This window comes from Thalassospira sp. HF15 (assembly GCF_011806525.1).
In the GTDB taxonomy this organism is placed as follows: Bacteria; Pseudomonadota; Alphaproteobacteria; order Rhodospirillales; family Thalassospiraceae; genus Thalassospira.
In genome coordinates this window covers 14,358-28,979 of sequence record NZ_JAAVKI010000013.1, presented here as the reverse complement: position 1 = coordinate 28,979, position 14,622 = coordinate 14,358, and the positions used below count along the sequence as shown (strand labels likewise).

The following is a 14,622-nucleotide window of genomic DNA, read 5'->3' as shown; positions in this document are numbered from 1 at the left end:
GGCCCGTAGCTCAGTTGGTAGAGCAACTGACTTTTAATCAGTTGGCCACAGGTTCGAATCCTGTCGGGCTCACCAATTCAAAACCCCTGGAACCCAGAAGTTCCGGGGGTTTTGCATATCCGGCTTTTGCCATGGTATTTCCCGTCGCATTTCCCGTCATGTTTCCCGATCCATAATGCCGCTGCCATCCCGTAAAGGGCTGCCCTACATCTGTAGTCCGGGGCAGAGGGCAACATGGAAAGACGATTTTGCACGCAGATGAGATTGCATCGCAATTCCATTTACTGTAGATAATGCAAATCAGTTTCAAAATCATCAAGCAGGATGTCTGGTGATGGTCAAATTTTTGATCGGGAAAGTTAAATGTCTGATCCAGTGAATTCATCGGCCGCATCGAGGGATGCTGAAACCCAGCTTTTGCCCGATGGCGCACAGGCAGACGGTGGTGTTGCGACCGGCACACTGAATGCGGACGGTTCTGTGTTGGTAAATCCTCATACCGGGCTTGCCGTTAATACCAACGCGACGATCCAGTCAAATGGCCTTCTGGATGGCTTTACCAGCCTTCCGGTGATTGAACAGGTCGACCGGGCCGGCGTGGTTGGCTGGGTGCTGGCCGCGATGGCGTTGATCGGGCTTTTGGTGTTCTTCTACAAGCTGGTCGGCTTCCTGCGTCGTGGCGTCTTTGCCGATGGCTTTGTAAAGGACGTTGAACGTCACCTGTCATCGGGTGATCAAGCACAAGCATCCGAACTTCTGGCACGCCGTCGCCACCCGGCGGCACGCATTGGTTTGTCGGGCATGAGTTTGCCGGTCAATTCAGCACAGGATCGCGAAGCGGCATCGGATTTGATTGCCGTACGTGCACGCAAGGAAATTGATGGTCTGAATGGTGGTTTGCGGATCATGTCCGCCATTGCCGTACTCAGTCCGCTTTTGGGCTTGCTCGGAACGGTCATGGGCATGATCGAGGCTTTCCAGCGGATGGAAGGGGCGGGCAGCCGTATTGATCCCTCTGTGCTGTCTGGCGGTATCTGGCTCGCACTTTTGACCACGGCAATCGGTCTTGTCGTCGCGATCCCGGCAACCGCGTTTCATATGTGGATGCAGGGCGTGATTGGCCGGGCCGCAGCCACCATGGAAGATGTCTGCACCTTGGTGGTCAACCGTGGTGAACTGGCCCGCAAAACCGTGCACCATGCATCAAACATTTCCGAACTGCGGCACGCCGCCGAATAAACCCCGTTTCCGGAAGTCGTCCCATGCAGCTGCGCGAACGCAACAGCGGTTCATCACCGATGATCGGTCTGACTCCGCTGATTGATGTTGTCTTTATCCTGCTGATCTTTTTCATGCTGGCCTCAAGCTTCCTTGACTGGAAGGGTTTCGAGATGTCGGTCAGCATCACCGATGGCAGGTCCACCAGCCAAAGCGATACCCGACCGGTCACGGTCGAGGTTGATGCGAATGGCAGCCTGTCGATCAATGGTGATGCGATTGCGCTGTCCAACCTGGCCCCAACGCTTTTGCGCGATTATAGCGGCTCGCCGGTCCGTCTGCGGCCAGTCAATGGTGCCAATCTGCAACGGCTGATCACAGTAATGGATATGCTTGGGCGTGGTGGTGTGACGGATGTGGAGTTCATAGAATGAAACGCCGCATCCAGATTGCCGAGGACGGAACGGTTCAGGAGCCGATGCTGCCTTTGATCAACATCGTTTTCTTGCTTTTGATCTTTTTCATGATTGCCGGAAGCCTGCAAAAGCTCGGCCCGTTTGAAGTCGATCCACCGGCCAGTCAAACCGCCGAAGCCCAGCCGAAAGATACCATTGTGCTGTGGTTTGGCAGCACTGGTGAAATTGGGATTGATGATCTGACGGGCGGGTTGGATCGCCTGTCGTCGATGCTGCCAGCCGATTATATCGGTCGTCCGGTCGAAATCCGTGCCGACCGTGAAGTCGAAGGGGTCAAGGTCGTGACCCTTCTGGCGCGCCTGCAGGAACTTGGCATCGAAAAGGTCCAGTTGATGACGGCAATGCAACCGGATCAGCAATAGCATGTCAAAACGCGTTGACCTTGCGATTGCAACCGGCCTGACCGGTCTTGTCCTGATTGGTGGGATCGTTCTTGCCATGCCAGATCCGAAACCATCCGGTTGGGGCGGGGTAGGGACCGTGCAAAGTATCAGCATTTCGCTTGGTGCCGGGCAGGCCGAAACAGGCGATGCCGAAACAGATACCCAAAGTGCCGATGCCCTCGACAGCATGGCGGCCGAAACGCCAGAGGAAATCACTGAGCCGGATCCGGAACAGGAAACCCAACCCGAACCGGTTGCCAAGGACGTGATCGAGGCTGAGCCAGAGCCAGAACCGGAAATCGTCGAGGAACAGCCCGAACCCATCCCGGAACCCGAACCGGTCGTCGAAGAAGTTGTCGAACCACAGCCGGTGGTCGAGCAACAGCTGGCACAGGTCCTGCCAGTGCGCACAAAGCCCGAACCACCCGCGGAGCAGGCCGAGGCGCCAAAGCCGACCAACGCACCAGAACCTGGCGAAAAGGCCACCCAGCCAACGCCACAGGCTTCTGGGCTGACAAACTCGGTCAAGTCCGATGGCACGACCGGCGCAACCACCCAAAGTCAGGCGGCCAGTTCGTCATCGGGCAGCGGTGGTGGTGCCGCAAGTCAGGCCGCGATGGTGGATTATCAGGCATCAGTTCTGCAAATGCTGGCGCGCTATCGGGAATATCCCGAACGCGCCATGCGCCGCCGGATCGAGGGTGAAAATCGCATTCGTCTTGTCATTGCGCGCGATGGCACGGTGCTTGAGGCCAGCATGGTCAGTTCAAGCGGGTCAAGCATCCTCGATCGCGAAACCAAACGCCTGATCAAACGGGTGCGGAAATTCCCGCCATTCCCTGATGAGATGACCGGGCAACAGGTGATCTGGACCGTGCCGGTGGCCTATCAGCTGCGCTAGGGCAAAAAAAAACGCCAGCCCCAGGGACTGGCGTTTTCAAGGCGATTTTCCGGCGCCAAGGCTTAATCGGCGGTGTTGGGCGTTATGACGTCAAACGCGTGATGAAGGCATCGACGTCAGCCCGCAGACGTTCCGAGTTTTGTTTGAGCGTGCGCGCGACGTCCGAGACGTTTGACGCCACTGAACTTGTTCGGGTTGCTGTACCATTGACGGTTTCAAGGCTGCTGTTTACGTCACGGTTGGCCGAGGATACCGCATTGATGTTGCCACTGATTTCGGTGGTGGCAGCCGCCTGTTGCTCAACCGCTGCCGAGATTGCGGTGACAGAATCAACGATGTTGCTGATTTGCCCTGCCACGCCATGAATGGCGTTAACCGCTGCTACCGTGCTTTGCTGCACATTGTTGATCTGCTCGGTGATGTCGCCCGTGGCCTTGGCGGTCTGGTTGGCAAGGTTCTTGACCTCACTTGCGACCACGGCAAAACCCTTGCCCGCTTCGCCGGCACGGGCAGCCTCGATCGTGGCGTTGAGTGCCAGAAGGTTGGTCTGACTTGCGATTTTGTCGATCAGGTCGACAACAGTCCCGATCTGCTCGGCGGCGGCATTGAGTGTCTCAATCGTATCTGATGTCTGCCGAACGGAGCCTTCGACCTCGGTGGAAATCGTCGAGGCGCGCGATACCTGGCTTGAAATTTCGCGAATGGAACTGTCGAGCTCCTCTGCTGCGCCTGCGACGGTGGTGGCGTTGTCGGCTGAAATCTCTGCCGCGCCGCGTGCCTTTTCGACTTCGCCCTGGGTTTCCTGCATGCTGCTCATCAGGGATTCCGAAGCCTGTGACATTTCTGTGGCCGAGCTTGATACAGCTGAAACAACTGTCCCGATGGTTTTTTCAAACTCGTCGGACATTTCATTCAGTTTTGCGGAATAGGTTTTCTGGGTTTCTTCGTAATAGACCGTAATGGCCATTTCGACATCGATCAGCAGGGCTTGCGTAGAGGCGGTAATCAAGACGGGCAACTGACCGTCGCGGTGGAAGTTCTTGCACAGAACAGAAATGATTTCGCCCAGCATGAAGTTATAGGCCGATACATAGGATTCCGGGGTTAATCCGATGCGTTCATGGGCTTTGCCGATGCGCCGGACATCATCATAAAATGATTGGTCAAAAGCGCCTTCAAAAAGCTTGGCCCAGTGTTTGCTCTGGGCATTCTTCAAACCTTCGATATTGGAAGGGTCACCGACAATTCTGGCCAGCCCTTCGTCATTCATCACGCGGCGGTAAAATTCATCAAGCATGGCCGGCAGGTTTTTTTCGATAACAGGCCATGCCCGCTTCAGTTCTTTGATCTTTGGTTCGTCCAGGCCAATGAACTCAAGGCGGCGTTTCATGTCTGGATGCATCACTTTATTCTCCCCGAGAAACGACAAGTAGTTAGAACAATTATAAAGTTCTCTTGGTTACTACAGGTTGGTTTAAGGGGGCATAGTTTAACTATACATACGTATATATACTTGTGCTTTTAAGGAGGAGGATGGCTGGTTTGCTGTTGTGTTTTCGCGTTAAAGGCGAAAATGCAAAAAATATTTTCTCATTTTGGGTTTGGCAGCGTCGTAGTGGCATGAATGCTTTTGATTGAATGGAGAGTTCTATGCCAATCGACGCCACGCAGCTCCGCACACTGGTTGTTCAACCGGTTTTGGCAGCCTTGGGTTTGCCATCGTCCGATGTCGCCGAAAACCTGATTATGGGGACGGCCGCCCATGAAAGCCATTTGGGGGATTACATCAAACAGGTCGGCGGTGGTCCGGCTCTGGGCATTTTTCAGATGGAACCCGCAACCCTGCACGATTGTTACGAGAATTTCCTCGATTACCGTTCAGACCTCAAGGCCAAGGTGGACGGGTTTCTTGCCCCACAGCCGGCTCAGACAGACGGCACACCAGACAAGGATGCACAATTGGCAACCAATCTGGCCTATGCCGCAGCCCTGTGTCGCATTCGCTATTACCGTGCACCGGCCGCGATGCCAAGCGACCCGAACGATGTCAACGGTCTGGCTGCCTATTGGAAGCAGTATTACAACACCCCCCAAGGGGCCGGGACGGTTGAACAGTTTGTGGCCGATTACAATACCTACCTTGGGTCGTAAAAGTCGGAAGAAGGTCTGAAAGCCTTGTTTCCGTAACGTCAGGAAAAAATATTTCCCAAATTCGGCAAAAATAGTGGAAAAGGACAGTCGTTTTAGCCAAAATCCCCCTCCGCAGGCTGGTGGTTGCGCAAAAAACCACCAAAACACAAGAATATAGGGGATCGAAATGAAACGTCGTCAGTTTCTTAAAGGGGCTGGATTGGGTGCCGGTGCGGTTGCTGCCTCTGTTGCAGCGCCGGCTGTTGTATCCGCACAGGAAACTCTGAATTGGCGCATGGTCATGCCATGGCCAAAAGGCACGCCGGGCCTTGGCACCAATGCCGAAAAATTCGCATCTATGGTCAAAGAGATGTCGGGTGGTCGCCTGAACATCACGATCTATGGTGCGGGCGAACTGGTGCCGCCGTTCGAATGCATGGATGCCGTCGAACAGGGCGTGGTCGAAATGGCGCACGGTACCCCGTATTACTGGCAGGGTAAAAATCCCGCCCTTAACTTCTTCTCGACCATTCCGTTCGGTCTGACCGCGTGGGAACTTTCAAGCTGGATCCGCTTTGGCGATGGCCAGAAGCTTTGGGAAGAAGCCTACGCAGAATTCAACGTTGTGCCGTTCTATGCCGGGAACTCGGGCATGCAGGCCGGTGGCTGGTTCAACAAGGAAATCAATTCCCTTGATGACCTGCAGGGTCTGAAAATGCGCTATGCCGGTCTTGGCGGCGAAGCGATGCGCCGTGCCGGTGCCAATGCCACCATGATTCCGCCAGGCGAAATCCTGCCGGCCATGCAGTCGGGCGCGATTGACGCGGCCGAGTGGGTTGGCCCGTGGAACGATATGGCCTTTGGTCTTTATCAGGTTGCCAAATACTACTACACCCCGGCCTTCCATGAACCCGGCCCGGGCCTTGAAATCTTTATCGGCAAGGACAAGTTTGACGCACTGTCGTCCGACCTGCAGGCGATCATTCGCTTTGCTGCACAGGCGATTGCCGAAAATACCCTTGCGGACTTCACCTTCAACAACATCCAGTCCTATCAGCCGCTGATCGACAAGGGTGTTGAAGTGCGCCAGTTCCCGGATGAAGTGATCATGACGCTTGCCGAACATTCCAAGGCCGCTGTTGATGAGATCGCAGCCCAGAATGATCTCTCTGGCCGGATCGCGGCAAGCTACCTTGACTTCGTCAAGAAAGCTGCCCGCTATGGCAAGGAATTCGAGGCAACCGGCCTGATGCATCGTGCAAAGGTTTGGGGTTACTAAGCCCGGACTGACATCTTTATCGGGCCTTGAGGTTCGATCCCCGATCAGGGACTGCCAGTTTGGCAGTCCCTTTTTTTTGAACTTATGGGTGAAGATTTGTCGATAAAATGTCGATGTCATGCGCTCAGGGCGATGCTGCATCCCGCAATCATGAATTGTTGCCCGCGCCAAAAAACGTAACTTTGACCGCAAAGAAGGTTACGAAATTAGCTTCGTTAGCTTTTCACGCAAAATCTTACCAATATTGGGAGCCCCACAATGAAACGTCGCGCGTTTCTGAGCGGTGCAGGCGTTGCCGCAGGCGCATTTGCCGCCACTGCCGCCGCACCATCAATCGTCAAAGCTGATGAAACCATTAACTGGCGCATGGTTATGCCCTGGCCGAAAGGAACCCCGGGCCTTGGCGCAAACGGCGAATTGTTTGCCGAGCGTGTAAACAAGATGTCGGGCGGTCGCCTGAACATCACCGTTTATGGTGCCGGTGAACTGGTCCCGGCCCTTGAATGCATGGATGCGGTCGAGCAGGGCGTTGCCGATCTGGCCCATGCCACCCCGTATTACTGGTTTGGCAAGGATCCGGCTGTTTCGTTCTTCACCACCATTCCGTTTGGTTTGATGGCGTGGGAGCTTTCCGGCTGGTTGCGTTTTGGCGGTGGTCAGGCGCTGTGGGACGAACTTTATGCCCAGTTCAATGTCAAACCGTTCCTGGCTGGTAACACCGGTCTTCAGGCCGGTGGCTGGTTCAACAAGGAAATCAATTCGGTTGATGACCTCAAGGGCCTGAAAGTTCGCTATGCCGGTATCGGTGGCGAAGCCATGCGCCGTCTTGGTGCGACCCCGTCGCTTCTGCCGGCGGCCGACATCCTGCCAAGCCTGCAGTCGGGCGCAATTGACGCGGCCGAGTGGGTTGGTCCGTGGAACGATTATGCCTTTGGTCTGGCATCGGTTGCCAAATACTACTACACCCCGGCATTTGCCGAACCGGGTTCGGGCATCGAGGTCTTTATCAACAAGGACAAGCTTGCCGAACTGCCCGAAGACCTGCAGGAAATCGTTGCCGTTGCCGCACAGGCCAATGTTGACCAGACGGTGTCGGATTTCGCGTTTAACAACATCCAGTCCTATCAGGCGATCCTGGATAAGGGTACCGAGATCCGTCACTTTAATGACGATCTGATCAATGCCTTTGCCGGTGCAGCGAAAGAAGCGATTGCAGAAATCGCAGGCAAGAATGACCTCAATGGCCGCATTTACGCGTCGCTTATGGACTTTGCCAAGAAAGCCGCACCCTATGGCAAGGAATTCGAGGCAACTGCACTGAACCAGCGCGCCAATGTCTTCGCCAACGGCAGCTACTAAGTCGCCAAGTCGTAAGACTGCTGAAATGCGAAAGGCCGGCACCATCGGGTGTTGGCCTTTCCTGTTTTTGGGATTTGATTGCGCTTAGTGAACTGTTGGCGCATTCGGGGCGGCGGGCAGATCAAAGATGAACCTGTCCTGATCCTTGAGCTCCTCGTTGGCGGCACGCTTTACCAGTTCGGCAGCCAGCACAAGCGATGTTTCGATCGTCCACTTAAGCTGTTCGACAGCGCCCTCGTTCCCGGCATTCAGCGCCTCGGGAAGGATGCGTTCCTGCAGGAACTTGGCAACACCGGCAAAGGCGCGCGCGGCACTTTCGCAATTATTGCGTTCGACCATAAATCGACCCGTCTGTTCGATTGCGTCTGAAATCCCCTTCAGATGCCCCATCATGATACGGATTTCCGGGTCTTCGGTTTCGGTTTTCTTTGCCACAAACCGCAAAATACCAGCGTAAAAGCCATAATCAGAAGCCATTCGAACCACGCTTTCCTTGAACTTTATTCTCAAATCGATTTGCGCCGTTTTAGACAATAACGCCGCCGTGGTATAGTCCCGGACACAAGATTGTTTTAACCGCCTGATATGGCGGCCGGTTACAGAATGACATACAGGGCCACGCGCGGATGATTCAGGGCGGACTGATCTTTATTGTTGCCATGACCTATATCGGGTTGTTGTTTGCCATAGCCCATTATGGCGACAAATATGCCGACAAATGGCGTGCATCAAAGCTCAAGCCGACCATCTATGCCCTGTCACTGGCAGTTTACTGCACAAGCTGGACCTTCTTTGGCTCCGTCGGATCGGCGGCCACTGGGGGCTGGGCGTTCCTGCCGATCTATATCGGCCCGATTGTGGTGATGATTGTCGGTTTTGGCATCATGACCAAGATCGCGCGTGTCTGTCATAAGCAAAACATCACCTCGATTGCCGACTTTCTCGGCTCTCGCTATGGCAAAAGCCAAAGTCTGGCAGCCCTTGTTGCCCTGATCGCGGTTGTCGGGGTGCTGGCCTATATTTCGCTGCAGCTCAAGGCCGTGTCGATGTCCTTTGATGTGTTGATTGGCGATCTGGGGCAGCAGGTTGTCCGCCATTCCGAAGGCCATTTTTCCAAGGATACGGCACTTTATGTCACCGTCCTGATGGCGGTGTTTTCCATCCTTTTCGGTGTGCGCTATATCCACTCATCCGAACACCATGACGGCCTTATTCTTGCCGTGGCGTTTGAAAGCCTGATCAAGCTGGCGGCACTTTTGATGGTCGGGTTCTTTGTCGTTTACGGGATGTTTGACGGCTTTGCTGATATCAACAGACGGGCGCTTGCGGACCCAACCATTCGCGAGTTGTTCATCCCTGATACGTGGATGACCTCGAATTTCTTTATCGCCACCATGCTGGCCGGTTTTGCGATTTTCTGCCTGCCGCGCCAGTTCCATGTGACCTTTGTTGAAAATGATGATGGCCGCAACCTGACGAGTGCACGCTGGCTGTTCCCGGCCTATCTGATTGCGATCAACATCTTTGTCGTGCCGATCGCGATTGCCGGGCTGTTCATGTTTGGCGATGATCCAACGGTCAATCCCGATACCTTCGTTCTGACCTTGCCGTTGCTCGGCGGGCAGGACTGGTTGGCAGTTGTGGCCTTTGTTGGCGGTTTGTCGGCCAGTACGGGCATGGTGATCGTGTCCTGTGTCGCGGTCTCGACGATGGTCTGTAATGATCTGGTCATGCCGCTTTTGCTGCGTTCCGAGCGCATCCAGAAACGCATGTCAGGTGATGTCAGTCAGGTGCTTTTGAAAATCCGCCGTGCGGCGGTTATCGGGCTTCTGTTTTTGGCTTACGGGTTTTATCGGTTTCTGGCGGAAAACTATGCGTTGGCCGATATTGGCATGCTGTCCTTTGCGGCCATGGCGCAATTCGCCCCGGCAGTTCTGGCCGCGATCTACCTTAAAAACATCAACCGTACCGGGGTGCGACTTGGTCTGATTTCTGGGTTCGGGCTTTGGGCCTATACGCTCTTGATGCCGACATTTGTGCAGGGCGGGTTGTTGCCATCCTCGATCCTGACAGACGGGCCGTTTGGGATTGGCATTCTGAACCCGCAGGCGCTTTTGGGTGTGGGTATCCAGGATCATTTGACCCATGGGGTTGTCTGGTCCTTGGGGGTGAATTTTGTTCTGATGTTTGTTGGTTCCGCAGTCGGGGTTCAGGGTGTTACCCAACGCCGTCAGGCGCAGGTCTTTGTCGATGTCTGGCGCAAGGATACCCGTGCACGCAATGATACCTGGCCAGGCCGCGTCACGCTTGGTGACCTCGAAGACCTTGCCGCGCGCTTTTTGGGCAAGCATTGGGCACAGCGTGCCTTTCGCAATTATCTGCAATCGCGCGACGGAACGACAAAGCGCACCGATCTTGCCGATATTGACGCTGCGAACTTTACCGAACATCTGCTGTCCGGGGCGGTGGGGGCCGCTTCATCGCGGGTGGTAATGGCGCTTTTACTGCCTGACAAGGCCGTGTCGCGCCGCGATGCCATGGAATTGCTTGACGAGGCGTCCGAGGCCATCAAGTTCAACCGTGACCTTTTGCTCAACACGCTTGAAAACATCTCGCAAGGGGTGGGGGTGTTTGATCAGAACCTTAGACTTGCGACGTGGAACCACCGTTTCATTGATTTGCTGGGCATTTCGACCAGTGACATTCAGGTTACTTTGCCACTGTCCGATCTTGTTCAAATCTGTCGTGAAAATGGCAACCGGGCGGTGGATATCGATATTCTGCTTGGCCGTAATGCCGCGCCGCAGATGCGCCGTTTGCCACATACCTATGAGCGCAAAAGGTCCGATGGCATGGTGCTTGAAGTTCGCACCAACCCGATGCCTGATGGCGGCTTTGTTGCCACCATTGCAGACATCACCGCACGCGTACGCACCGAAGAGGCCCTTCGTGACAGCGAACGTAATATCCGGATCTATACCGACAACATTCCGGTGATGATTGCTTATGCCGACAAAAATCAGCGCCTGCGCTTTACCAACCGCCCGTATGAACGGATGTTTGGCCTGCGGCGCGTCGAGGCGCATGGCATGTCGGTCCGCGAAGCGGTGGGCGAGGAACGCTTTGTCCATCTCGCCCCGATGATCGACCTGGTTTTGCAGGGCTATCGCCAGAGCTTCGAAATCGAATTCCCGGCGATTACGCGCAACCGAAATGACGAACGCGCCACCCTTGGTGTGCGCGAAGGTCGCTATGCCGAAGGCACCTATATTCCGCACTTTGACGAAACCGGCGAAGTGCTGGGTTATTTCTGTATCTATCACGACATTACCGAACGCAAGATCGCCGAACAGGCCCTTAAGGAAGCCAACGAAGGCCTTGAGGCACGCGTGACCGAACGAACGCATGCGCTTGAGGTGCTCAATTCCGAGCTTTCAGACGCCAAGGAGCAGGCCGAAACGGCGAACGATACCAAAACCCGCTTCTTTGCCGCGGCCAGCCACGACTTGCTTCAGCCGCTTAATGCCGCGCGCCTGTTTACCGTGGCCCTTGGCGGCAAGCAGGGTTTGGCCGAAGACGTGCTTGATCTGGTCGGCAAGGTCGATTTGTCGCTTAAGGGTGTCGAGGAACTGCTCAACGAGCTTTTGGATATCTGCAAGCTTGATGCGGGTGCCATGCAGCCGACCGTGCGTGATTTTGCCATCAATGATGTGCTGGGCGCGCTTGAAACCGAATTTGGTCCGATTGCCGAAAATGCCGGGCTGACATTCAAGGTCCATAAACGCGATCTTTGGGTGCGCAGCGACAGTCGCCTGCTTAGGCGTATCCTGCAAAACTTCATTTCCAATGCCATGCGCTATACCCGCACCGGTGGCGCCGTGGTCGGCTGCCGTGTGCGCGGCGATAAACTGAAACTTGAAGTCTGGGATAGCGGGCCGGGCATCCCGGAAGACAAACTCAAAATCATCTTCCGCGAATTCCATCGCCTCGAAGGCCCGGAAACCACCGATGTGAAGGGCCTTGGCCTTGGCCTTGCCATCGTCGACCGCCTTGGCAAATCACTCGGCCACACGGTTTCGGTGCGCTCACGCCCCGGTCGCGGCACGGTCTTCTCGGTCGAAGTGCCACTTGGTGTTGCCGACACAGCTGCCACGCCGAAACCCAAACGCCGCATGGCGGGCGAATTGGGCGGGCTTCGTGTGCTGTGCCTTGATAACGAACCGGCCATTCTCGACGGCATGCGCGCCATGTTGGAAAACTGGGATTGCGTTGTGGTCACCGCCCAGTCGGGGAAGGCTGCCGAAGACGCCCTGACCAAAACAGTCGATGGAAAGTCACCCTTTGCCCCGGACATTATCCTCGCTGATTACCACCTTGATTCCGGCCAGACCGGCTTGGATGTCTTAATGCGGCTGCGTGATGTTCACGGTGTTAACGTGCCGGGCGTCATCATCACCGCCGACCGTTCAACCGAGACCGCCGACTTGATTGCCGAGCAGGGCTTTTCCCTGCTCAACAAACCGCTCCGCCCAGCCAAGCTGCGGGCGTTGATGACGCGTGCGTTAAATAGGTTGGGGAGTGATGCGGCGGAATAATAAACTTAATCGATACGTGTGTTGATTTCTCTTTGAAGTGTTCTTCTAAAATAAGGGTCGACTTTGGGGTCTACTCGTTCTGCGAGCAGACATAAAAAAGCACTTTTTGAAATATTCATTCCAAAATCGCGTTTAAGCAACGGAAACACAGCTGGTAGTATATAAGACTTTCCGGAAACAAAATCTAAGATGTTCATGCGGTTCGCGTTTATCTTATACTGATTGTACTTTTTCAGGATTTCACGGGTATCTGCTGTTGTACGTAGGTGCCGGTAAATATTCATGATTCTTTTGCGTGTTTTACTTGGGCATAAGTCGAACTTTACCGAATCATCATCGGACAATCGTGATATGTGGTGTGCTACCGTTTCAACGCTCTCATCAAGATCGTTTGCGACTGCATACCATACAAATAAATGACGGAGCGATTTTTCATTTCGCTTGAGCCACCCAGATAAGTCGATGTGAGCCTCAGCAGTGTTTTCATCAATATCATGATCAAATATTGTGGCAAGTTGTATAAGGCTTTTTTCTTGAATTAAATAATTTTCAATGCAATATCGCCTAAGTCTGTATAAGTGCTTGAGTTTCGGCTTTCTCTTTGATTTCAACAAATCAAGATCGGCATCGATAATATACAGTCTCGGTTTTGCGGTTTTTGTTTGATCTGCTTTGCATGCATTTATTACTTGCTGTCTGTTTCCAAGCGGGTTTACGTTCTCAACACGTATACCCTCAGGAATAAATCTTTTAATTATGCGTTTCCACATATTGCGACCGGCAGAATCTTCAACGAAGATCGCAATATCATTTTTTCTAGCTTGCAAGTGGGCTAAGCCCTGTGCCGCACGGGGAGAAAATTTGACGGATGTGTTCATGATATTAACGAGATGTCTTTACATTTGTTTGTTCGGTCGAGAATTACTGATGGGGAATGAGTTGCAAGTATGAACTGAATGTTAGTTGAAGCAGTTATTATCTCGTCAATAAACTTCTCTTGCCACTGAACATGAAGAGACAGCTCTGGTTCATCAATGATAAAAATATTGGCGTTTTCAACTTCTGGGTTGAAGTGAAGGTGAGTAAGTATAACAATTAGCTGTATCTCCCCAGATGAGAGAGATTTAAGTTGCCATCGTTTGTTTTTGCTTTCTTGGGAAAAAAGTAATTCACCTACTTCATTAAATTGAATTTTTTTTCCGCTATCTTTCATGAATGAATTTACAGCTCGGAGAAATCTATTTGTTTTCTCAAAAATCTCATCAGATTTCTTGTTGTAATCGGATATTTGCTCGGAAAGTTTTGTCAGTTTCCAAAAATGTGTTTTATTATAATTCCAAGAAAAAATTGCTTCGACTTCCGTGAAGCGATCTTTATCAGTCTTCTTAGCTCTCGCCTTTTTTTGCTTCTCAATTAATGCAATAGTTTTATCTAAATGAGAAAATAAAGGCTCAATGTTTTTGAATATCGCATCATCACTTATCTTAAGTAAGTGGGGTAGATCTTTAATGTGGCGTTTTGCATCCTCGAGCTCTTTAATTTCCGCTTTCGTTGGAGGCGATATTTTCCCATCGAAAATTACGGGAGGAAAATCTAGTAATGTAATCACAAGTTCTTCTTTAAAATAAGCATCAAGCTTGGACTTCTCCTTCATTGTTTTTCTATAGCTGTCTTGCGCGAAGTCTAACGCTTCCTCTAAGCTCTCTCCAAGTGATCGTCCAAACACGTTTCTGCGTTTTGCGATTTTTCCTAGGCGGCGTCCCCATGTTTGATGCGTGTTGTTCTCATCAAGAGAAACTACACGGCGATCGAGCCCTAAATACATTGGAGTGGGAAGGCTAAGTATAAACTCGAGAACTGAGTTTTCACGATTCTTATCAATTAATTCTTGATATATTTCATTTTCATCTTCACGAAACTTAAACGATGCGAAAGAATCGTCGTGAAAGGTTAAAGGTATTTGAAGTTTTTCGCTTGGAAATTTTGAACACGTTATTTCGGTGTAGTTCTCATTTTTATTAACCGTAAGAGTTACATTTTCGTTTTGATGTGTGGCGATATCTACTGATATTTCCTCAAATTCTTGGTCATTGAGGTAGTCAAGTCTCGGCATGAGTAAGGAAAAAATGCAGTTTAATGCAGTGGTTTTACCCGACCCATTGATGCCGGTGACAAAAGTTAGGTCATCAAAAAAACCAACATCAAAATTTAGATACCCATTTACTGATGTTCCGCGGAAACGTTTGACTCGCATATCTATCTGCCACCCGTAATCTGTGCG

Annotated in this window: 12 protein-coding genes; 8 read left to right on the top strand and 4 right to left on the bottom strand. The window is 52.6% G+C overall.

The genetic code is table 11. The features are described 5' to 3' along the window. Positions 1-363 precede the first annotated feature (363 nt). Genes HED22_RS19485 through HED22_RS19470 form a run of 4 tightly spaced genes read left to right on the top strand, consistent with a single transcriptional unit; the run spans position 364 to position 2,978 of the window. Positions 364-1,239 (top strand): MotA/TolQ/ExbB proton channel family protein, encoded by an 876-nt coding sequence (locus tag HED22_RS19485; protein WP_167725419.1) that lies wholly within the window; start codon positions 364-366, stop codon positions 1,237-1,239. Positions 1,240-1,262: 23 nt separating this feature from the next. Continuing rightward, positions 1,263-1,652, top strand: a complete 390-nt coding sequence (locus HED22_RS19480; protein ID WP_167725418.1) for a biopolymer transporter ExbD — start codon at positions 1,263-1,265, stop codon at positions 1,650-1,652. Next, positions 1,649-2,056, top strand: coding sequence for a biopolymer transporter ExbD (locus HED22_RS19475; protein WP_167725417.1), 408 nt, complete (start codon positions 1,649-1,651; stop codon positions 2,054-2,056). The genes HED22_RS19480 and HED22_RS19475 overlap by 4 nt, the downstream gene beginning before the upstream one ends. Position 2,057: 1 nt before the next feature. Next, positions 2,058-2,978 (top strand): energy transducer TonB, encoded by a 921-nt coding sequence (locus tag HED22_RS19470; RefSeq protein ID WP_167725416.1) that lies wholly within the window; start codon positions 2,058-2,060, stop codon positions 2,976-2,978. An 82-nt stretch (positions 2,979-3,060) separates the two neighbouring features. On the opposite strand, the gene HED22_RS19465 is transcribed toward HED22_RS19470, so the two are convergent. Next, entirely contained in the window at positions 3,061-4,380 is a 1,320-nt protein-coding gene (locus HED22_RS19465; protein ID WP_175581332.1) for a globin-coupled sensor protein, read from the bottom strand. Positions 4,381-4,628: 248 nt separating this feature from the next. Here HED22_RS19465 and HED22_RS19460 point away from each other — a divergent pair, with 248 nt between their 5' ends. The 3 genes from HED22_RS19460 (at position 4,629) to HED22_RS19450 (ending at position 7,746) form a co-directional block, all read left to right on the top strand. Next, entirely contained in the window at positions 4,629-5,129 is a 501-nt protein-coding gene (locus HED22_RS19460) for a hypothetical protein (RefSeq protein WP_167725413.1), read from the top strand. Between the two features lie 166 nt (positions 5,130-5,295). After that, positions 5,296-6,387: a TRAP transporter substrate-binding protein gene (locus tag HED22_RS19455; RefSeq protein WP_167725411.1), complete on the top strand. Its 1,092-nt coding sequence runs from the start codon at positions 5,296-5,298 to the stop codon at positions 6,385-6,387. 258 nt (positions 6,388-6,645) lie between these two features. After that, positions 6,646-7,746 carry a TRAP transporter substrate-binding protein gene (locus tag HED22_RS19450; protein WP_064790814.1) on the top strand — a complete coding sequence of 367 codons (1,101 nt, stop codon included), beginning with the start codon at positions 6,646-6,648 and terminating at the stop codon, positions 7,744-7,746. 84 nt (positions 7,747-7,830) lie between these two features. Here HED22_RS19450 and HED22_RS19445 read toward each other — a convergent pair whose 3' ends face one another. Next, entirely contained in the window at positions 7,831-8,223 is a 393-nt protein-coding gene (locus HED22_RS19445; RefSeq protein WP_167725409.1) for a hypothetical protein, read from the bottom strand. A 149-nt stretch (positions 8,224-8,372) separates the two neighbouring features. Here HED22_RS19445 and HED22_RS19440 point away from each other — a divergent pair, with 149 nt between their 5' ends. After that, on the top strand, positions 8,373-12,341 hold the full coding sequence (locus HED22_RS19440; RefSeq protein WP_167725407.1) for a NahK/ErcS family hybrid sensor histidine kinase/response regulator: 3,969 nt from the start codon (positions 8,373-8,375) through the stop codon (positions 12,339-12,341). Positions 12,342-12,346: 5 nt separating this feature from the next. On the opposite strand, the gene HED22_RS19435 is transcribed toward HED22_RS19440, so the two are convergent. After that, complete coding sequence (locus HED22_RS19435; RefSeq protein WP_167725405.1) at positions 12,347-13,219, bottom strand: DUF4435 domain-containing protein; 873 nt, start codon at positions 13,217-13,219, stop codon at positions 12,347-12,349. Beyond that, a complete protein-coding gene (locus HED22_RS19430) occupies positions 13,216-14,595 on the bottom strand; it encodes an AAA family ATPase (protein WP_167725403.1) in 1,380 nt (459 codons plus the stop codon). Before HED22_RS19430 ends, HED22_RS19435 begins: the two co-directional genes overlap by 4 nt. Positions 14,596-14,622: the final 27 nt, after the last annotated feature.